General features: G+C 66.5%; 17 protein-coding genes. 13 read left to right on the top strand and 4 right to left on the bottom strand.

The genetic code is table 11. The features are described from left to right. The first annotated feature begins 94 nt into the window (after positions 1–94). Entirely contained in the window at positions 95–670 is a 576-nt protein-coding gene (locus G5A46_RS14910) for a hypothetical protein (RefSeq protein ID WP_163850623.1), read from the top strand. Beyond that, positions 670–1,056 (top strand): type III secretion apparatus assembly protein SctX, encoded by a 387-nt coding sequence (gene sctX / locus G5A46_RS14905; protein WP_163850620.1) that lies wholly within the window; start codon positions 670–672, stop codon positions 1,054–1,056. Before G5A46_RS14910 ends, sctX begins: the two co-directional genes overlap by 1 nt. Before the next feature lie 233 nt (positions 1,057–1,289). On the opposite strand, the gene G5A46_RS14900 is transcribed toward sctX, so the two are convergent. Both G5A46_RS14900 and G5A46_RS14895 read right to left on the bottom strand, forming a co-directional pair. After that, on the bottom strand, positions 1,290–5,660 hold the full coding sequence (locus tag G5A46_RS14900) for a hypothetical protein (RefSeq protein ID WP_163850618.1): 4,371 nt from the start codon (positions 5,658–5,660) through the stop codon (positions 1,290–1,292). Between the two features lie 97 nt (positions 5,661–5,757). Further along, positions 5,758–6,213 (bottom strand): CesT family type III secretion system chaperone, encoded by a 456-nt coding sequence (locus tag G5A46_RS14895; protein ID WP_163850617.1) that lies wholly within the window; start codon positions 6,211–6,213, stop codon positions 5,758–5,760. A gap of 191 nt (positions 6,214–6,404) precedes the next feature. Between G5A46_RS14895 and queA the strand changes: the two genes are divergently transcribed. From queA to G5A46_RS14865, 6 genes are all read left to right on the top strand, one after another. Then, on the top strand, positions 6,405–7,454 hold the full coding sequence (gene queA / locus G5A46_RS14890; RefSeq protein WP_163850614.1) for a tRNA preQ1(34) S-adenosylmethionine ribosyltransferase-isomerase QueA: 1,050 nt from the start codon (positions 6,405–6,407) through the stop codon (positions 7,452–7,454). 77 nt (positions 7,455–7,531) lie between these two features. Continuing rightward, positions 7,532–8,785 (top strand): MFS transporter, encoded by a 1,254-nt coding sequence (locus G5A46_RS14885; protein ID WP_163850612.1) that lies wholly within the window; start codon positions 7,532–7,534, stop codon positions 8,783–8,785. Between the two features lie 102 nt (positions 8,786–8,887). Next, on the top strand, positions 8,888–9,463 hold the full coding sequence (locus tag G5A46_RS14880; protein WP_163850610.1) for a DUF924 family protein: 576 nt from the start codon (positions 8,888–8,890) through the stop codon (positions 9,461–9,463). 159 nt (positions 9,464–9,622) lie between these two features. After that, complete coding sequence (lpdA, locus tag G5A46_RS14875; RefSeq protein ID WP_163850608.1) at positions 9,623–11,017, top strand: dihydrolipoyl dehydrogenase; 1,395 nt, start codon at positions 9,623–9,625, stop codon at positions 11,015–11,017. A 231-nt stretch (positions 11,018–11,248) separates the two neighbouring features. After that, on the top strand, positions 11,249–12,130 hold the full coding sequence (locus G5A46_RS14870; protein ID WP_204318765.1) for a helix-turn-helix domain-containing protein: 882 nt from the start codon (positions 11,249–11,251) through the stop codon (positions 12,128–12,130). Between the two features lie 189 nt (positions 12,131–12,319). After that, positions 12,320–12,964, top strand: coding sequence for a TetR/AcrR family transcriptional regulator (locus tag G5A46_RS14865; RefSeq protein ID WP_163850606.1), 645 nt, complete (start codon positions 12,320–12,322; stop codon positions 12,962–12,964). 57 nt (positions 12,965–13,021) lie between these two features. On the opposite strand, the gene G5A46_RS14860 is transcribed toward G5A46_RS14865, so the two are convergent. Beyond that, positions 13,022–13,675: a histidine phosphotransferase family protein gene (locus G5A46_RS14860; protein WP_163850604.1), complete on the bottom strand. Its 654-nt coding sequence runs from the start codon at positions 13,673–13,675 to the stop codon at positions 13,022–13,024. Positions 13,676–13,706: 31 nt separating this feature from the next. Between G5A46_RS14860 and G5A46_RS14855 the strand changes: the two genes are divergently transcribed. From G5A46_RS14855 to olsA, 3 genes are all read left to right on the top strand, one after another. Continuing rightward, positions 13,707–13,892: a DUF3553 domain-containing protein gene (locus G5A46_RS14855; protein WP_163850603.1), complete on the top strand. Its 186-nt coding sequence runs from the start codon at positions 13,707–13,709 to the stop codon at positions 13,890–13,892. A 168-nt stretch (positions 13,893–14,060) separates the two neighbouring features. Then, positions 14,061–14,837 carry an L-ornithine N(alpha)-acyltransferase gene (gene olsB, locus G5A46_RS14850; protein WP_163850600.1) on the top strand — a complete coding sequence of 259 codons (777 nt, stop codon included), beginning with the start codon at positions 14,061–14,063 and terminating at the stop codon, positions 14,835–14,837. Further along, the gene (gene olsA / locus G5A46_RS14845; RefSeq protein ID WP_239520964.1) at positions 14,834–15,667 is read left to right on the top strand and encodes a lyso-ornithine lipid O-acyltransferase; all 834 of its coding nucleotides are present in this window, start codon (positions 14,834–14,836) and stop codon (positions 15,665–15,667) included. Before olsB ends, olsA begins: the two co-directional genes overlap by 4 nt. Before the next feature lie 281 nt (positions 15,668–15,948). Here olsA and G5A46_RS14840 read toward each other — a convergent pair whose 3' ends face one another. Continuing rightward, entirely contained in the window at positions 15,949–16,587 is a 639-nt protein-coding gene (locus tag G5A46_RS14840) for a thiamine phosphate synthase (protein WP_163850599.1), read from the bottom strand. 214 nt (positions 16,588–16,801) lie between these two features. Between G5A46_RS14840 and G5A46_RS14835 the strand changes: the two genes are divergently transcribed. Both G5A46_RS14835 and ctaA read left to right on the top strand, forming a co-directional pair. After that, entirely contained in the window at positions 16,802–17,533 is a 732-nt protein-coding gene (locus G5A46_RS14835) for an RNA methyltransferase (RefSeq protein WP_163850597.1), read from the top strand. A gap of 54 nt (positions 17,534–17,587) precedes the next feature. After that, on the top strand, positions 17,588–18,721 hold the full coding sequence (gene ctaA / locus G5A46_RS14830; RefSeq protein WP_163850595.1) for a heme A synthase: 1,134 nt from the start codon (positions 17,588–17,590) through the stop codon (positions 18,719–18,721). Positions 18,722–18,725 lie beyond the last annotated feature (4 nt).

Genomic DNA, 18,725 nt, shown 5'->3' with positions numbered 1-18,725 from the left:
TGTCATGTGACCCGTGGCGCCTCCGCGCTAGGTTTGGAGAACTGGGGCCAGATCACCCTGGGCAGGGTGTCCGGGCAATAGGAAGGGCTTGTGAATGAACCTCGTGGCGTCGGACACGAAAGCGGATCCGCAGGACGAACTTGCGGATTTTTCAAACTTCCTCGGTCCTGTCCCGCAGGCGGACGCGGCTTCCGCCTCCTCCGGGCTGACCTGTGAAACGGACGGCCCCGCCCTGGTCGCGGGGACATCGCGGCATCCGCTGCCGTCCGGTGCGGAGACCCGGCATGCGGGAGACGCGGCTGAGGCCTATGCAGATGCCTGCCGCTTGTTCGATGCGCGTGATTTCGGCCCGGCGCTCAGCGCATTCACCACCGCGATGTGCCATGATCCGGCGATGGCGGAGGCTTCGGCCTACGGGCTGTTGTTGTGCCTGGCCGGTCTTGACCGGCATGAGGAACTCCTGACGCTGGCACGGTTCCTCGAAGAAGCCGGTCTGACCCATCCGGGCATTCCCGCGCTGGCGGGCCATGCGACATTCCGGCTGGGCAACGCGCGGGAGGGGCGGTTGGCTCTGGCCCGGGCGGCCCGTGGGGCGCGGGGCAAACCGGAATACCGGCCGGTGCAGCAATTCGCGCAGCGCACCCTGCTGATGCAGCATTTCAACTCCTGATGGTATCGCGCATCGACAAGCTGAACGTTGGTGTCGCGGGTATCCAGCGCTGGCGCCATGAGGACGAGGTGCACCTGCCGGAGGCTCGGGCACGAGGTCCGGCCTACCTGCCGCTGGTGCGCCCGCTGGACGAGATTCTGCGCCGTGAAACGTTGGATGAACGGTTGGCGCGGCATCTGCTGCCGTCGGAAATCGATGCCGACCTGATGCAGCCGCGTGTCATGTCCGACACCCGCCAGGCCTTGCGCGCCCGCATGGCCCAGGCCGCAGCCGGGGCGGAGGGACAGCGCGGTCGCGCGCTGGCCGCAGCAGCCGATCTGCTGGACGTGGAAGTCACCCTGGACGCCGAAATCCGCGAGGCTCTGGCCGCGCTGCTGCGCGGGTAGGGGCTGCTGCCGGGTGGACGGCGGCCGCTCCCGGTTTCCCGGCTGTTCAGAGTTGTTGCTGCATATCCGCTTGCACAGCCATCGTGAAGCGGCCTAATCGACCCGAGTGGCCGGGATCAGGCCATTCCCCGCAGCATGTCCTCCGGCGTTTTTCGCGACCCGTCAGCCAGGTCAGGCGAAGCAGGCGCAGGGCATCCGCGCAGAGCTTGCACCGCTCCCGATTCCGTGCGGGATCATAGCGAGACGCTCAGTACATTCACGTCATGTTTCATGCTGCCGATGACGTTCAGCGCCATCACCGCGGATTTGCCCCGATTTGCGACGTCCTTCACCTCGGTCTTGGCGCGGAAGGACAGCTTGGTCGCTTCGTAATTGTCGCGCGTGCGCATCATGTCATTGACCTTGCCCTGCACCCGGCGTGATCGGGTGCGGTGACCGGTATTGCGCAGCTCCTGGGCCAATTCCATCAGGCGACGTGCTTCCGTCAGTTTTTCCGGTTTCATCGCGTAGGACATTTCCAGATAACCATCGCCACGCCGCACGCCCTCTTTCAGGATCGAATGAGCGGCGTTGAACCTTTCTTCGTTGCCGGGCGCGCGCAGCTTGGCCAGTGTCGGTTCGCTGACCATCAGGTCGACGATCCGGCCAAAGGGGACGGAGCCGACGGTGGCGGTTTCCACGAATTCGGCCTTTGTCAGGCGTTCGGTCCCGGCCGCTCCCTCAAGGGCGAATTGCGTCTTGATCTTGCGGGTGGTGGATATTGATATCTCCGCCCCCAGGCTGGCCAGTTCATAGGACGTGGTGGCCGTGCCGCCGGACCACCCGCCCCTGACCTTGTCCGGATCGGTATCGATGTCGAATTCCTGATCCGCCGCCGCCTGAAGGCCACTCTGGGTCGCGGCGGCGTTGCCTGCCAATCCGAATGCGGAGAAGGTGCTGACGCTGGCGCTGGCCTTGGCGTAGACCTTGGCTTCCTTGGTGAATTCGGTCTGCACCGTGCGGCTGTCCAGGGTGGTGGACGTCTTGACCTTGCCGCCGATCCCCGCCGCCACGCCGACAGAGACGCCAAGGGTGGCGCCATGGGTGTTGCTGGCGCCGGACTTGAAATCGGTGTCATCGCTGCTGTCGGCTTCGAACAGGCTGTCGTTGTCGTTGCCACCGGGCTGCGCCAAGATGGAGGCGCTTGCCCCGGCCTTGGCGCCGATGCTGCCCTTGCCCTGGTGACTTTGCATCCGCGCGGCGGCATCCAGATCCTCGAACAATTCGGCACTGGGGCGCTGGCGGTCGATCAGGTCCAGGATCAGCGTCATTGCCGCCTGCCGCCCGGCCTCCGTCGCGGGGTAGGTCGTCTCGAACCCGGCGAATCCTTCGTAGCTGCCATCGACGGAAACCCCGGCGCCGACCTTCAGCTGCGCCTTGGCGACGCCGGCATCGGCCGTCAACTTCAGCGCGGTGGCGTCGAAATCCACTCCCGCGCCAACGCCACCCCCCAGGGCACCGGTGATCTTGAACTGCCCTTTGGAAGACATCTCGATCCCCAGGTTCTTCAGGATCGACCCCTTCAAGCGGCCTTGCAGGGTCAGCATGCCGGAGGGATCCAGCGGGATCTTGCCGCTGCTCAGCTTGATCTCAGTGCCGGATTTGAGATCGAATTTCGACCCGTTTTCCATGTGGGAGAACAACGCCTCCAGCTCTTCCCGGGCCTGGCTGTCGATCACCCGCTTGTTGGCGATGAAAAGCAGGAAGTTCTCGCCGAGATTGCGCACGGCCTCGCTTGGACCCGTGGCGGCTGCGGCGGGGATGTCCAAACCCAGAAGGTCGGCAAAACGGTCTGTCCGCAGATCCGCCTGCCAGGACTTCAGGGTGCCCAGGCTGATCGGGTCCGCGGTCGCGCGGTCGATCTCCGGCGCGAAGACGGCGATGTCCACACCCCATCCGGTAAGCGTGCGTTCGATCGCGGCACGCCTGTCGGGGGTGGACATGTCGGCATCGGTGGTGATCCCGCCCCGGCCATCGGCGGTGCCGCCGCCTTCGTTCGGCAGGTGGGACATGACGGCGGTGCGGATCATCCGGTCCATCACGCGAAACAGCTCGGGCGCGTCGGCGCGGCGGTCCTCGTGGGCCTGTTCCCTGGCCAGCCCGGCCGCTGTGACCGCGTCCTCCAGCCCGGCGCGCCGCTGAGCCGCGCCCTCGCGGATCAGCACGATCGCCTCTGCTGCCGCGCGGGCGTCGCGCAGCGTGGCGGGATCGGGCAGGGCCTGGCGGGCGGCAGCGCGGGAGAACCTGTCGGTCCAGGAGCGGTGCATCTTTGTCAGGTCCAGCCCGCGTATCGTTTCCAGCGCGTCAGTCATGGCCTGGCGGGCGGGTTGCATGTTCGCGTCCATCGTGGTGGCGGCGCCCTCCAGGGTCGCATCGCTCATCCCCATGGCGCGCAATTCGTCCAACTCGGTGTCGCGCGCCGCCTCGGCCTCCGCCAGGGCGTCCATGGCCGCCAGGGCGGTCAGCACGGCCTTTGCGCTGTGCAGGCCGCGGGGGTGTTTGGCGTTGATCTTCGTGCCCGACAGGGGGCCGTCATCCCCTGCCGAGAGATCGTTCAGCAAGCGTTTGGCGGTGGCGACCTCCGCCTCCAGTTCGGCCAGATCGGACAAGGCACCGACCTCGGCTTCGACGGCCTCTGCCACGGTGGCGGCATGGCTGGCGAAACTGTCCCGGGTGGCCTGGCCGTCGGGGCCGTCCAGGCAGGTGGACTGGATCGCGCGGGCAACGGTGCCCATGAAAAGACGCGCCTGGTCGCCCGCATCGCGGGGCAGGTCGGGTCCGTCGGCATCTGCCGCACGGGTCCGGGCGTCGGCGGTTTCGAAGAATTGCGCGGCGTCTTCAAGCGTTCGCTTGATCTGTAGGGCACCGGTGGCCGACAGGCTGGAGTGGGTTCGATCCTGCAAACCCTTCTGCACACCGCGATTGCGCAGAACCTCACCGGCGCCGGAGGTGCGGTCGATATGCCGCTTGAGATCCTTGACCCCCTTGAACCCCGAATTGCCCAGCCGTTCCATGTGCAGGTGGACGTCGGTGCCCAGGTCGCGATCGCCGTAAAGCTTTGACATGTCCTGTTCGGTCAGCCCCGTGGCGCGTAGCACGGCAGCGGCGTCGAATTTCGCATCCGGTCCCAGCCCGAAGCGATCGACGCCCAGAATACCACGTTCTGCATCGGCCAGCGCAGAGAGCATATGCGCCAAACGGGCCAGCTGGAACGCCGCTGGCTTGTTGTCGCGGCCCAGCTTGTCCAGCAACCCGGCGACACGGGCCCCCTGCGCATCGTTATCGTCGAATTTGAGGCGCCGGATATCCATCCGGCCGGTGTCATCTTCCCGGGTGTCGCGCAGGCCACCTGCGGCGATCAGCAGCGCGGCCTGGGCCAGATGGGCCTGCTTCGGTCCCAGCAGCCGAACGACGCGGGACTGCTGGGTGTCGAAGGCAACGCGCAGGTCGGCGATTTCGCCGGCCACCGCCTGCGACGTATCGAAATCCGCGCGCGCCGCCGCAGGCAACGCGGCCCGAAGGTCGGCCACCGAGGGCCGCGCACCCTCGTCATAAAGTCCGCGCGCCGCATCGAATGCGTCGCCATCGGCGGCGGCGATGAACTGACTGGCGGCCATGTCGCGCAGATGTCCAACCGTCAGTGCAGTCATCACCCGGCCGACATCGCCATGCGGCGCATGCAGCAATTGCTTGCCGCTGATGGCGCTGTTGCCCTGGGCCAGGGCGCGGGTCATCTGCGTCAGGATCGCGGTCTGTTCGTCGGCGGTGGCGGCGGTCTTGCTGCCAGGAGAGGCCAGTTGGCAGAACGCCTCCGACCGCGTCAGGGCGCGCACCAGGTCGCCGGTCAGCGCGTCGCCGGTCACGCCAGAGCCCGCCTTGAGGTCCAGCAGCGCATCCGACAGCGCCTCCAGCGCGGCGTCGCTGGCGAGAACCAGGCCGGGGCGTTCGACAAGGATCGCCTGACGTGTCAGCGCGCGCAGGGCTTCGGTGGTCTCTGCATGAGGGGGAAGGCCGCTTGCCGCTTCGCTCAGCAGGGTGATCTTGTCCTCGATGCCGCGTGACAGGTCCAGCTGCAAGGCGACCAGATCGGTGCCATGGCGGCCAGCATGGGCTCGACCCTCGGCCAGCGCGTTGGCGGCTTCGTGGACGTCAAGAACATGGCGCCCGAATTCGTCCTGCGCCAACTGCGCCAGGGTCAGTGCGGCGGTACGGGCCTCCAGACGGGCAGGGGTGGCGGCGGGCTGCGCTGCCGGTTGCGCGGCGGGCCGGGCTGCGTTCGCCGCGCCCTGTTGCGGCGCGGGCGGGGTGGCAGTCAGGGGCGCCGCCGCGCGCGCGGGTGGCAGGGGTGGCGCGGGCAGGGGCACCAGCGACCGGCGTGCCGTCGCCATGGCCGAGCGCAGGTTGGCCAGCGGAACGGGACGGGCAGGGGGCTGAGGCGTCACCTTGCGTGGGCCCTTGATCTTGCCCTTGAACGCCAGGTGCGTGCCGCTCGCCTTCTTTCCGGAGGTCTTTCCGAACGATGCGATCTCCTGCGACGGCAGGCCGATCTTTCCCGTGATTTTCATGGCCATTCCTTCCCTGTCTCCGGCCGCGCGGCGCGCGGCTGCCGCGTGGGACCATCGGGCGGTCCGTCACGGCGATGTGTCATCCGCTTGCCACGTCTCAGAGGCGCAGCATGGTTTCGTCCTGCGGCAACGCCATCTCCTTCACGTCGGTCTGGGCCAGGCGCGCGCGCGCCGCCTCCACCCCGGTTGTCATGGCGTCGATGGCGCGGATCAGACCCTCCGGAGTGCTGGCGGTGGCAGCATCCAAGCGTGAACAGAGCCGCAAACTGGCGCTGGCGGGGTCAAGAGCCAGCCAGGCGCCGGCGGGGGACAATCCGAAGTAGTTCAGCGCGCAGACCCGGCGCAGCAATTCCGCCTCCGGTCGGGCGGCTGCCATCACGGCGGCGTGCAGAGCCAGGCCGTCACCCGCCGGATCCAGGTCCAGTGTCAGCACCACGTCCCGATCGAAGACCAGCGTGACCATGCCGGCGGAATCCAGGGTGATCGCCTCCTCCGCCTCGGCGAAAATGTCGGCAAGCGCGCGATTTATGGCATGCGTCACATCCAGTGCCATGTCTGAAGCCCCCTTTGACATGCTCTTGATGGCGGCAGGTTAGTCGGACCCGCCCCGCGCCGCCGTGCCGAAAGGCACAAGGGCGGGATCCGGCGGGTGCGGGGCATTGCGGCAGGAACACGGGGACGATTCGGTTCCGGTTGAACCGGCGCGCCGGCATGATAGATCGTGGCTCTGATCAGGAGCCGCCCATGCAATTGTCCGATTTCGATTTCGACCTGCCCGAAGACCGCATCGCCCTGCGCCCGTCGCAGCCGCGCAGTGCCGCCCGGCTGTTGGTGGCGCAGGGGGACCGGATCACCGATGCGGTGGTCCGCGACCTGGGTGATTGGCTGCGGCCTGGCGATCGGCTGGTGTTGAACGACACCCGCGTGATCCCGGCCCGCCTGTCCGGCAGCCGCCGCCGCACCGGCCCGGAGGGGGAAACGGAGGCCCGGATCGAGGTGACGTTGCTTGAGCCGCGGCCGGGCGGAGGCTGGGCCGCGCTGCTCAAGCCGCTGAAGAAGGTGCGGGAGGGGGAGGTGATCCGCTTCTCCCCCGCGCTGTCGGCGGTGCTGAGCGCCAAGGAAGACGGGCAGGGCGTCCTGAGCTTCGACGTCACCGGCACCGATTTCGACACCGCCCTGGCGGAGGCCGGCGCCATGCCCTTGCCGCCCTATATCGCCGCGCGCCGGCCGGCCGATGCGCGCGACCGCGACGATTACCAGACCGTCTGGGCCGACCGCTCCGGCGCAGTGGCGGCCCCCACGGCCAGCCTGCATTTCGACCAGCCGCTGCTGGACAGGCTGGCGGCGCGGGGTGTCGATTTCACTTATGTCACCCTGCATGTCGGCGCCGGGACTTTCCTTCCGGTCAAGGTCGACGACGTGACCACCCACAAGATGCATGCGGAATGGGGCGAGGTGACACCGACCGCCGCCGCCGAGATCGCCGCCACCCGCGCAGCGGGCGGACGGGTCATTCCCGTCGGCACGACCGCCCTGCGCCTGATCGAGACGGCCGCCCGCGACAGCGGTGCCATCGCGCCATGGCAGGGCGAGACGGACATCTTCATCTATCCCGGGTTCCGGTTCAACGTGACCGATGCATTGATGACCAATTTCCACCTGCCGAAATCGACCCTTATGATGCTGGTTTCGGCCTTGATGGGGCCGGCGCGGATCCGCGCCATCTACGACCATGCCATCGGCGCGGAATACCGATTTTTCTCCTACGGGGATGCGTCGCTGTTGATCCCCTGATCGGAACGTGACAGGCACGGGGCGCAACCTCACCTCCGGCGCCGCAGCGCCGTGTCGCCTGCCGCAAGGAGATGCAAATGCTTCAGGTTCTCGGGTCCGTCTGGGCACTGCTTCTCGGGTTGATGCTGCTGATGGTCGGAAACGGCATCCAGGGCACCCTGCTGGGGGTGCGTGGCGAAATCGAGGGGTTCTCCACCCTGTCGCTGTCGATCGTGATGTCGGCCTATTTCGTAGGCTTCCTTGGCGGCTCCCGACTGGCGCCGGAGCTGATCCGGCGGGTCGGGCATGTGCGGGTGTTTGCCGCGCTGGCCTCCTTCATTTCGGCGGTGCTGATCCTCTACCCGTCCTTCGCCAACCCCTGGGCCTGGACAGTGGAGCGGATGATCATCGGCTTCTGCTTCTCCGGGGTCTATGTCACCGCCGAAAGCTGGCTGAACAATTCCGCCACCAACGAGACGCGTGGCCAGGTGCTGTCGCTGTACATGATCTGCCAGATGGTGGGCATCGTGGCGGCGCAGGGGCTGTTGCTGGTCGGCGATCCCAGCGGGTTCATCCTGTTTGTCATCCCCTCGGTGCTGGTTTCGATCTCCTTCGCGCCCATTCTGCTGTCGATCTCCCCGACACCGGCCTTTGATACGACGAAGCCGATGTCGCTGCGCGCGCTCTACCAGGCGTCACCTTTGTCCATCGTCGGGGTCTTCCTGCTGGGCGGGGCGTTTTCGGCGCAATTCGGCATGGCGGCCGTCTTCGGCACCCAGGCCGGGCTGACGCTGCCGCAGATCTCCATCTTCATCGCGGCGTTCTACATCGGCGCGACGCTGGCGCAATTCCCGCTGGGCTGGCTGTCGGACCGCATGGACCGCCGCCGCCTGATCATGCTGGTGGCGCTGGTGGGGGGCACCGGCGCGGGGCTGGGCGCGCTGGCGTTGGGCAGCTTCCCGATGCTGCTGCTGGCGGCCTTCGTGATCGGCGGGGCGTCCAACCCGCTGTATTCGCTGCTGCTGTCCTACCTTAACGATTTCCTGGAGCCCGAGCAGATGGCCGCCGGCTCCGGAGGCATGGTCTTCGTCAACGGCGTCGGCGCCATCGGCGGTCCGCTCCTGACGGGGTGGGTGATGAGCATGATCGGTCCGGCGGGGTTCTTCCTGTTCATCTCCGCGCTGCTGCTGATCATGACAGCCTACGCGCTGTGGCGGATGACGCAGCGCCCGGCCCAGAAAATCGAGGATCAGGGCGCGTATGCCGCTGTCCTCATGCAATCCACCCCGGTCGCCGTCGGAGCGGCGCAGGAATGGGCAATTGAATCAGCGGACGAGGAAAACGACCAGTAGCCGGGGTGTTAGCGACGAAACCGGAGCATTCAACCGTTTCGCGTGCAGCGAAAACCTGTCACATTCGTTGACATGAGGTAATGCGGCGTAAAGGAGGACCACATGGTTTCGCCGGAGCAGGTTCTGTCATTCTGGCTGGACGAGGTCGGCCCCGCCGGCTGGTACGTCCCCGGTCCCGATCTGGATGCCACCATCACCGACAGGTTCGCAGAGGCCTGGAGCTGCGCGGAGGAGGGCGGCTACGGCATGTGGCTGACCTATGCCTCGGGCGCGCTGGCCTACATCATCCTGACCGACCAGTTCCCCCGCAACATGTTCCGCGGCACGGGGCAGGCATTCGCCACCGACCGTCCGGCCTTGGCGGCGGCAAAGATGGCGATCAAGTCGGGCTGGGACATGCGCATCGACGAGCCGGCGCGCCAGTTCTTCTATCTGCCGCTGATGCATTCGGAGAACCTGTGCGACCAGGACCGCTGTGTCCGCCTGATGCTGGACCGGATGCCGCAGTCCGGGCAGGACAATTTGCTGCACGCCAAGGCCCACCGCGAAGTGATCCGCAAATTCGGCCGCTTCCCCTACCGCAACAGCGCGCTGGCGCGGAAGTTCACCGCCCCTGAACAGGCCTATGTCGACAATGGCGGCTATGGCAGCACCGTGGCCGAACTGCGCGCAGGCTGATCCACACCCCTTGCCGGGGCGGATATGTGATACAGGTTTCAGAACGCGGCGCGGTGCCTATCGCGCCGCGTTTCGCGTTTCGACGCGGTGCCGGCGGCTTTGGTTGCTGGGGGTTTAGAAATAGTTTAATATCAAACTATCTGAAAAAGGGAGGCTGAGATGGCGGCCAAATCGTTTGATTTCATCGTGATCGGGGCAGGCCCGGGTGGCTATGTCTCCGCGATCCGGGCCGCGCAGCTGGGGCTGAGCGTCGCGGTGGTGGAGCGGGAGAACCTGGGCGGCATCTGCCTGAACTGGGGCTGCATCCCGACCAAGGCGCTGCTGCGCTCCTCCGAAGTGTTTCACACCATGCACCGGGCGGAGGAATTCGGCCTCTCCGTGGAGGGGGTCGGTTTTGACCTCGGCCGTGTCGTCAAGCGTTCGCGCGGGGTGGCGAAACAGATGGAAAGCGGGGTGAAGCACCTGCTGAAGAAGAACAAGGTCACCGTCTTCATGGGTGAGGCATCGCTGCCCGCCAAAGGCCGCGTCTTGGTGAAAACCGACGCCGGAACCGAGGATCTGACCGGTACGCATATCATTGTCGCCACCGGCGCCCGCGCGCGTGAGCTGCCCGGCCTCGAGGCCGATGGCGATCTGGTCTGGACCTACCGTCACGCATTGAACCCGCCCCGCATGCCGAAAAAGCTCCTGGTTATCGGATCGGGTGCCATCGGCATTGAATTCGCGAGCTTTTACAACACGATGGGCGCCGATACCACGGTGGTGGAGGTGATGGACCGCGTGTTGCCGGTGGAAGATGCCGAAATCTCCGCCTTTGCGAAGAAGCGGTTCGAGAAACAGGGCATGACCCTCCTGCAAAAGGCCGGGGTGAAGAAACTGGATCGCGCCAAGGGCAAGGTGACCGCGCATATCGAGATCGACGGCAAGGTGGAAACACGCGATTTCGACACCGTGATTTCCGCCGTGGGCATCGTCGGCAATACCGAGGGGCTGGGCCTGGAGGAGCTCGGGGTCAAGATCGACCGCACCCATGTGGTGACGGATGAGTTCTGCCGCACCGGGGTCGAGGGGCTGTATGCCATTGGCGATATCGCCGGCGCGCCTTGGCTGGCGCACAAGGCCAGCCACGAGGGCGTGATGGTGGCCGAACTGGCCGCCGGTCGGCATCCTCATCCGGTCAAGCCGGAGCAGATTGCCGGCTGCACCTATTGCCATCCGCAAGTCGCATCTGTCGGGCTGACGGAGGAAAAGGCGAAGGCGCAGGGCTATGAGATCAAGGTCGGGCGCTTCCCCTTCATCGGCAACGGCAAGGCCGTCGCGATGGGCGAAGCCGACGGGCTGGTCAAGACGATCTTCGACGTCAAAACCGGGGAGTTGCTGGGCGCCCACATGGTCGGGGCCGAGGTGACGGAGTTGATCCAGGGCTACGTCGTCGCCCGCCAGTTGGAAACGACCGAGGAAGACCTGATGCAAACCGTCTTCCCGCATCCGACCCTGTCGGAAATGATGCACGAATCCGTCCTGGACGCCTTTGGCAAGGTGATACACATCTGATCCGCCGGACCGCCCCGTCGGGGGCGATCGGGAAACAATCCTGCTTCGGGGCGCGCCGCGAATTTCGCCCGCGCCCCGGCCTTGCGCCCCTCCGCCAATCGCCTTAGGACGGGCGCAGCGCCAGCCAACGGCCCTGCCGGTTTCCCTCGGAACCAGTGCGGCCTCGCCAGCCAGCCAGATCACCGCGATCCCCGGGTCCCTCCCGGTGCGGGACGCAAGGCAGGGCGCGCGATGAGCTTTCGGCATTCCATGACAACCTATACCCGGGGCATCCAACCCACCGCACCAGTGCGGTGGCGGGGGCTGGGCGGGATCGTCGGTGCCTTCTGGCAGGCGGAAGGTGTGACCGGGGCAGAGGGATATTACTTGTCTCCAGATCCGCGCATTGTCTTCTTTTTCAACGATGTTTCCCGACAGATCCAGGTGACGAACGATATCGGCGGCGGCCTTGCCGCCGCGCGCCCGATGCGCCGGGCGGTCTATGTCCCTGCCGGGATGCCGGTCTGGACCAGCTTTACCGCGCCGCACCGGTTTGCCCATCTCGACCTGCATCTGCATCGCGATCGGATGATGGAGCTGCTGGCGCCGGCCCTTGGCCAGGCCGGTGCACGCGCCGCACTTGACCGACCCGTGGAGCGTCAGGACGTCGCCGGGACGGACGTGTTGGCCAGTTTGCTGGTGGAGGAGTTGACCGAACCCCGCCACCATGCGCTTTATGCGCAAAGCCTGGTGGCCAGCCTGGTCACCGGCCTCCTGGACCTTCGGGAGGCCCCCGCGCGGGGAGGCCTGACGGCGGCGCAGGTGAAACGCCTGACTACCCGGTTTCATGCCGGGCGTTGCCAGCGGATGACCATCGCGGAGATGGCGGCCGAGGTCGGCCTGTCCGATAGCTGGTTCGCCCATGTGTTCAAGGAAACAACCGGCGAGACTCCCCTGAACTGGCAGCGCCGCGAGCGCATTGCCCGCGCAAAGGAGATGCTGCGCGGCACGGACAGACCGCTGGGTGATATCGCCGCCAGCCTGGGTTTCTCCGACCAATCGCACCTGACCCGCACCTTTCGCCAACTTGCCGGCACCACACCCGCCGCCTGGCGCCGGGCGCAGCGCGGATAGGCGTCCCTGGCGTCGGTTCTAGAGACCTGTCCCTAAGCGGGGGTTAACACCGGCCCGTCAAATTCCCCCAATTCGTGACAAAGCCCGGACAGCTGGGCCATGGCGCGGCCCGCGCGCTTGCCGCCTGCAAGGATCGCGGATAGGTTTCATCGCAGGCTTCGGTTCGGAAACGGGTGTGAAATCAGTATCATGGCAGGCAGGAAAACCCGAACGGAGATGGCGGACGAGACGCGGCGCCTGTTGCTGAAAGCAGCGCAGGCGGTGTTTGCGGAATCGGGACTGGAGGGGGCACGGATCGACGCCATCGCGCAGCGGGCGGGCGTGAACAAGCAGCTGGTCTACCATTATTTCGGCAGCAAGGACGGGCTGTATTCCGCTGTGCTGGAGAAGGTCTATGCCCAGATCCGGGAGCGGGAGGCAGAGCTGCACCTGGGCGCCATCCCGGCGGAGGAAGCAATGCGCCGGTTGATCGAGTTTTCCTATGATTACCTGGATGACAATCGTGATTTCGTGCGCTTGTTGGCCGACGAGAATGCCCACGGTGGGCGGCATCTGGTGATCTCTGATCATGTGCAGGCACTAAATACCCCGATCATCGAGTTGATCGCGGAAACATTGGCCCGCGGTGTCGAGGAAGGCGTGTTCCGCCGGGGGCTGGACCCGCTGCATTTCTACCTGTCGATCGCGGGCATGTCGTTCTTTTACTTTGCCAACATCTTCACCATCTCTCGCGCGTTCGGACGGGAATTCGACACGCCGCAAGCGCGATCCGAACGGCGGGCACATATCGTTGACCTGGCGATGAACGGGATTCGCCTGCGCCCGGCGATGTAGCACATGGGCACAATCTTCCCGTCAACTGGCCCGAGACATGCGTCCGTCCGTGGAGGGTTAAAGGCGCAGGGTGATCTGCCCGTCGGACATCCCCATTTCCACCTGGGTCTGTCGCGCCGCAAGCAGGTGATACAGCAGCAGGAACTGCACCTGGTCCGGCTGCACCTGCGCAGCATCGGCGCCGGTTTTCAGCGTTTCCCACAGGAAGGGCGCAGGGTGGGTCGGTGTGGCGGGTGCTGCGATCTGCCATCGGGGGGCGGGACCGGCGGGCGGCCCGGGCGCGGCGGCTGCCCCGACCATCGCGGTTAGCGCCGGGGTGGTGACGCGGATGTCCCCGCCGCGTGGCAGCGCGCTTTCCAGGCAGAGCATGGCCAGAAAGACCTCCTGCACTTCCCGCCGGGTCGTGGTGCTGTCGGGGGTCCAGTGATAGGCGCATCGCCGTCCGCTTCCCAGATCATGCAGGATCCCGACGATTTCCCCGGCAGCGGCGGTGTGATCGGTCCCGGCCATGCCGAAGGCAAGCCGCATGAACCGCAGCCGGGCGGAGGCGTGTACGGCGCTTTCGCTGATCATCGCCAGTTCCCCACTGCCGGCGGAGGGCATCATGGTCAGCAATTCCAGCCCGTTCTGGATCGCCCCGACGGGGGAGGTCAGGTCATGGCAGATCCGCGACCCTATGAGCCGGGCAAGGATCAGTCTATCATCCCCCATGACCTGATCCCCAGCCGAAGGGAACGCGCGGATGATGGAATTGAACGCATTGCTGGAACCGGGGATGCTGGTACGTCATCCGCAGCAACCGGATTGGGGTGTGGGGCAGGTACAGTCGAATATCGGTGGTCGTATCACGGTCAATTTCCCCGAGGCAGGCAAGATCGTTATCGACGGCGCCCGCGTTGGTCTCATCCAGGTCTATGAAACGGGTTAGACATTAAGGTCAGGTTAACAGCGCAGCGGTTTTCGGCCAAGGCCGCCGTGTCTCTGTCGTGGCGGCGGGGCGCGCGCTTGCGCAGTCCCTTGCGCGGCGGCGCCGGACTTCCTAAAAGCCGCAGCACATGGTCCTTCTCTTTCTGTTCTTTTTCCGTAGCTTGCCGTCATGACAGCTTCTTCTCCGCGATTCGTAACCCGGCTTGCCGCCTCCGCCGAGGATCTGGAGGCCGCGCAGCGCCTGCGCTATGATGTCTTCGTGCGCGAATTGGGTGGCGGGGGCGAGCTGGTCGACCACGACGCGGGGCTTGAGCGTGACCGCTTCGACCCGGATTTCGACCATCTTCTGCTGCTGGACCAGGCACGGGGCGGCGGGGTGCGTGACCAGGTTGTCGGCGTCTACCGGTTGTTGCCGCAGGACCGCGCGGCGCGGATCGGGCAGTTCTATTCCGAGGATGAATACGATCTGTCGGTGCTGAAAACCTCTGGCCGGCGGTTGCTGGAGCTGGGCCGCTCCTGCCTGCATCCGGCCTATCGCGGCGGCATGGCGATGTTCCATCTCTGGGCGGCATTGGCCGAATATGTCGAAAGCCGCAGGATCGAGGTTCTGTTCGGCGTCGCGTCCTTTCACGGCACGGATGTGCAGGCGCTGGCGGCGCCGCTGTCGCTGTTGCATCACCGGCACCTGGCGCCGGCGGATCTGCGGGTGCGCACGGTGGCAGAGGCCTTCCAGCCCATGGACCTGTTGCCGGAGGCAGGGCTGGACCGCCGCCGCGCCATGCTGGAGGTTCCGGCCCTGATCAAGGGCTACCTGCGGCTGGGCGGATTCGTGGGCGAGGGGGCGTTTGTAGATCATGCATTCAACACGGTGGATGTCTGTCTGGTTCTCGACATGCGGCGGGTGAACGAAGCCCAGGGCCGGATCTATCGGCGGGGCGACGCGTGAGCACCTGGATGGGGGTGCGCCCCGCGCCGGTGATCGCGTTGACCCCGGTGCAGAAAGCGCGGTTCGTGCTGCGGGCCGCGCTGCTGGGAACGTTGATCGCCCTGGGACTGGCGGTGATGCTGATCCTGCGTGCGGCAGAGCGGCCGTTTCACGGCGCGCGCCGCCCCTGGTCGGCACGGGTTCAGCAGCGGATCTGCCGGCTGTTCTTTCCGCTGGCCCGGATCTCCCACCAGGTCGAAGGGCGCCCGATGGAGGAGCCAGGCATCGTGGTGGCCAATCATGTCAGCTGGGTCGATATCTTCAGCCTGAACCGGGCGCAGCGCATCACTTTCGTCGCCAAGGCGGAGGTCGCCGCCTGGCCGGGCATCGGCCCGCTGGCGCGGATCGCCGATACCCTGTTCGTGCGCCGCGACCGGCGGGAGGCCCGCAGCCAGACGGCGGCCTTTCGCGACCGGCTGGCGCGGGGGCAGCGGCTGCTGTTCTTTCCCGAGGGGACATCCACCGACGGGATGCGGGTGTTGCCTTTCAAATCCACCTTGTTCGCGGCGCTGTTCGACCCGGCGCTGGATGCCGACCTGCATGTCCAGCCGGTGACACTGATCTATACCGGCCCCGACGGGCAGGACGTGGATTTCTACGGCTGGTGGGGCGATACCGGGTTCGGAGAGCACCTGATGACGGTTCTCGGCCAGCGCCGGGGGGGGGGCGTGCGCGTGGTCTACCACCCGCCGTTCAGGGTGCGCGATTTCGCCGACCGAAAGGCCCTGACCCGCGCCTGCGAGAACACGGTGCGCGGCGCCATGCCGGAGGTGCGCCGGATCGGCGGGTGATCGGTTAGACCGATGATCGATTTTCCGGACCCGGCGGCGGGTCCGGCAGGGCGGAAACGAGGCCTGTGATTGCGGACCCTGTGTTTGCGGGCCCTGGTTTTTGGGCCCTGTGTTGCAAGGGGACGGGAGCGTCCGGCGGAGGGTGGTCGCGCCTGTTTGGACCGCGTCGCCCTTGCCGGAACCCGCAGCAGCCCGATCCGCTGCGGAGACGCGGGTTCGGCAGGCCGCCTGACGCGCCCGGCGTCTGACAGGCGGCAATGCGCTGACCGACGCCGGGAGCGTCAGGCCTGAAAAGCCTGTGTCAGGGTGGTGAGGGCTGCGGCGGGGTCTTCCGCCTCCCAAAGCGGGGCGCCTATTCCGAAGAAATCGGTCATGGGCGACAGCGCGCGCGCCAGATCGGAGGTCAGGCCGCCCTCTGCGACCACCGGCACCTCGATCATCTCGGACCACCATTGGAAGAGCTCGGCCTCCGCCAGGTCGCCATCCGCCAGCGCGCTGGCCGCCAGCGGGCCGAAACTGACGTAATCGGCGCCGGCCTCCGCCGCGCCGATCCCCTCGTGGCGGGAGGTGCCGCAATGGGCGCCGACGATGGCCTCGGTGCCCAGCTGCTTGCGCGCCTTGCGCACGGATCGGGCGCCGTCCTCCAGGTGCACGCCATCCAGGCCCAGCCGTTCGGCCAGCAGGAAATGGCGGGAGATCACCAGCGCCACGTCGCGCTGATGTGTCACCTCGCGCAGCGCATCTGCGGCGCGGCACAGGCGGTCCTCGTCATGGCTGGCCAGGGCCAGGCGCACACAGGCGACATCGTGCCGGTCCAGCACGGCGGCCAGCTGGTCGGGGAAGGTCGACAATTCGAAATCGGGCGGCGAGATCAGGTAGATCTGCGGCTGTGTCGGTTCGGAGGTCGCGGATTCTGACATGACGGGATCCTTTCACGTCGCGGTGCTATAACGCGGAACCGCGCGGGAGGGGAAGGGGGGACGGCGCTGCGCGCCGTGCCTCCGGCGGCGGTATTTTTCCGCCCGAAGGGGGCGGGCGCGGCCCCCCCTGGCCGAAGAGCGGCGGGATCCGGCGGGGGTGACTTCCCCCGATGGCTTGGATAGGAGAATGCAGGTTTCGCCCAGGAGGTTCCCCATGTCCCAGCCCGCCTTTGTCCTTGTCCGCCCGCAGATGGGTGAAAATATCGGGGGTGCGGCCCGTGCAATGTGGAATTTCGGGCTGGATCGGATGCGCATCGTTGATCCGCGCGATGGCTGGCCCAATCCGCGGGCCGTGGCGCTGGCCTCGGGCGCGGGGCGGCTGCTGGACGAGGCGGGGATCCATGCCGATACGCCCGCCGCGCTGGAGGATTGCACCTATGTCTTTGCCACCACGGCCCGGTCGCGGGGCCTGACCAAGCCGGTGGTCACCCCCGAACGCGCCATGGAGATCGCGCGGGAGAAAATCTCTGGCGGGGAAAGGGTGGCGGTGCTCTTCGGGCCGGAGCGCGCGGGTCTGGAGAATGACGACATCGTTCGTGCCAACGCGATCATCAACGTACCGGTGAACCCGGAATTCGCCTCGCTCAACCTGGCGCAATGCGTGTTGCTGACAGCCTATGAATGGCGCCGCCAGGCGGTGGAGGTGACGCCGGAGCGGGTGGAGATGGCCGGCTCGGACTGGGCGAGCCAGGTGGAGATGGAAAAGCTGTCGGCCCATTACGAAGAGCGGCTGGACCAGGCGGGTTTCTTCCTTCCCGAGACCAAGGCAGAGGGGATGAAGCTGAATCTGCGCAACCTCTGGTCGCGAATGCCGTTGACCCGCTCGGACGTGCAGATGCTGCACGGGATCCTGCGACAGATGGTCCGCTGGAAAGAGCGCGGCTGACTTGCCGCTGCCCTTTCGGGCGCCTAGGTTCGCGGCGACAGGACGGAGAGCGTGATGAGCCAGAACCGCAACATTTTCGAGGAAGTCGCCACCGACCAGAAGGCCGGGGCCGAGACAGGTGTGATCGACCGCGGGCGCCGCGGCTCGCGCCGGGCGGTGCGGGGCTGGCTGATGGTGATCTTTGCGCTGGTGATGGCGATGATCGTCGTCGGCGGTCTGACCCGGCTGACCGACAGCGGGCTGTCGATCACCGAATGGCGCCCGGTGACCGGGGCGGTGCCGCCGATGTCGCAGGCCGATTGGCAATCGGAATTCGACAAGTACCGCCAGATCCCCGAGTTCAAGGTGCAGAACGCCTGGATGGAACTGTCTGATTTCAAGCAGATCTACTGGTGGGAATGGGGCCATCGGCAACTGGGCCGGGTGATCGGACTGGTCTGGGCGCTTGGGTTCTTTGCGCTGTGGGGGCTGGGCAAGTTTCCCCCCGGCTGGCGCGAACGCGGGTTGTGGGTCGGCCTGCTGGGCGGCGCGCAGGGGGCCGTGGGCTGGTGGATGGTGTCCTCGGGGCTGGCGGGGACGATGCTGGACGTGGCCTCCTACCGCCTGGCGGTACATTTGGGGCTGGCTTTCGTGATCCTGGGCTACATCGCCTGGTACGTGTTCGAGCTGGGCCGCCCGGACCGCGACCTGCTTCAGGCCCGCCGCGCGCGGGAACGCAAGCAGTTCGGCCTGGCGACCGGGTTCCTGCATTTCGCCTTTCTCCAGATCCTGATCGGGGCGCTGGTGGCGGGGATCGACGCGGGCCGGTCCTATACGGATTGGCCGACAATGGGCGGGGGGATCCTGCCGCCCGATCCGTTCTTCATCGACCCGGTCTGGCGCAACTTCCTGGAGAATCCGGGACTGGTGCAGTTCATTCACCGGATGACGGGCTACCTGCTGTTCGTCTTTGGCATCGTTGTGGTCCTGCGGGGGCGGAAATCGGCCCATCCGCGCACCCGTGCCGCCTTTGCTGCCGCCTTCATCGCGCTGTGCTTCCAGGTTGGCCTGGGTATCGCCACGGTGGTGACCGGCGCCCCCTGGCAGGTGGCGATCCTGCATCAGCTGGCGGCCGTGATCCTCTGGGTTCTGATCCTGCGCGCCCGGTTCCTCGCCGCTTATCCCGTTGCAACCTCCATCAGAGGCTAACCCC

It is taken from the genome of Pseudooceanicola aestuarii (assembly GCF_010614805.1).
GTDB lineage: Bacteria > Pseudomonadota > Alphaproteobacteria > Rhodobacterales > Rhodobacteraceae > Pseudooceanicola > Pseudooceanicola aestuarii.
The sequence above is the reverse complement of the archived record's forward strand: the minus strand, read 5'-3'. Positions and strand labels throughout refer to the sequence as shown.

Excerpts from the sequence above, each read along its gene's own strand:
- G5A46_RS14910 (WP_163850623.1), top strand. The coding sequence starts at position 95 with ATGAACCTCGTGGCGTCGGACACGAAAGCGGATCCGCAGGACGAACTT.
- sctX (WP_163850620.1), top strand. The coding sequence starts at position 670 with ATGGTATCGCGCATCGACAAGCTGAACGTTGGTGTCGCGGGTATCCAG.
- G5A46_RS14900 (WP_163850618.1), bottom strand. The coding sequence starts at position 5,660 with ATGAAAATCACGGGAAAGATCGGCCTGCCGTCGCAGGAGATCGCATCG.
- G5A46_RS14895 (WP_163850617.1), bottom strand. The coding sequence starts at position 6,213 with ATGGCACTGGATGTGACGCATGCCATAAATCGCGCGCTTGCCGACATT.
- queA (WP_163850614.1), top strand. The coding sequence starts at position 6,405 with ATGCAATTGTCCGATTTCGATTTCGACCTGCCCGAAGACCGCATCGCC.
- G5A46_RS14885 (WP_163850612.1), top strand. The coding sequence starts at position 7,532 with ATGCTTCAGGTTCTCGGGTCCGTCTGGGCACTGCTTCTCGGGTTGATG.
- G5A46_RS14880 (WP_163850610.1), top strand. The coding sequence starts at position 8,888 with ATGGTTTCGCCGGAGCAGGTTCTGTCATTCTGGCTGGACGAGGTCGGC.
- lpdA (WP_163850608.1), top strand. The coding sequence starts at position 9,623 with ATGGCGGCCAAATCGTTTGATTTCATCGTGATCGGGGCAGGCCCGGGT.
- G5A46_RS14870 (WP_204318765.1), top strand. The coding sequence starts at position 11,249 with ATGAGCTTTCGGCATTCCATGACAACCTATACCCGGGGCATCCAACCC.
- G5A46_RS14865 (WP_163850606.1), top strand. The coding sequence starts at position 12,320 with ATGGCAGGCAGGAAAACCCGAACGGAGATGGCGGACGAGACGCGGCGC.
- G5A46_RS14860 (WP_163850604.1), bottom strand. The coding sequence starts at position 13,675 with ATGGGGGATGATAGACTGATCCTTGCCCGGCTCATAGGGTCGCGGATC.
- G5A46_RS14855 (WP_163850603.1), top strand. The coding sequence starts at position 13,707 with ATGATGGAATTGAACGCATTGCTGGAACCGGGGATGCTGGTACGTCAT.
- olsB (WP_163850600.1), top strand. The coding sequence starts at position 14,061 with ATGACAGCTTCTTCTCCGCGATTCGTAACCCGGCTTGCCGCCTCCGCC.
- G5A46_RS14840 (WP_163850599.1), bottom strand. The coding sequence starts at position 16,587 with ATGTCAGAATCCGCGACCTCCGAACCGACACAGCCGCAGATCTACCTG.
- G5A46_RS14835 (WP_163850597.1), top strand. The coding sequence starts at position 16,802 with ATGTCCCAGCCCGCCTTTGTCCTTGTCCGCCCGCAGATGGGTGAAAAT.
- ctaA (WP_163850595.1), top strand. The coding sequence starts at position 17,588 with ATGAGCCAGAACCGCAACATTTTCGAGGAAGTCGCCACCGACCAGAAG.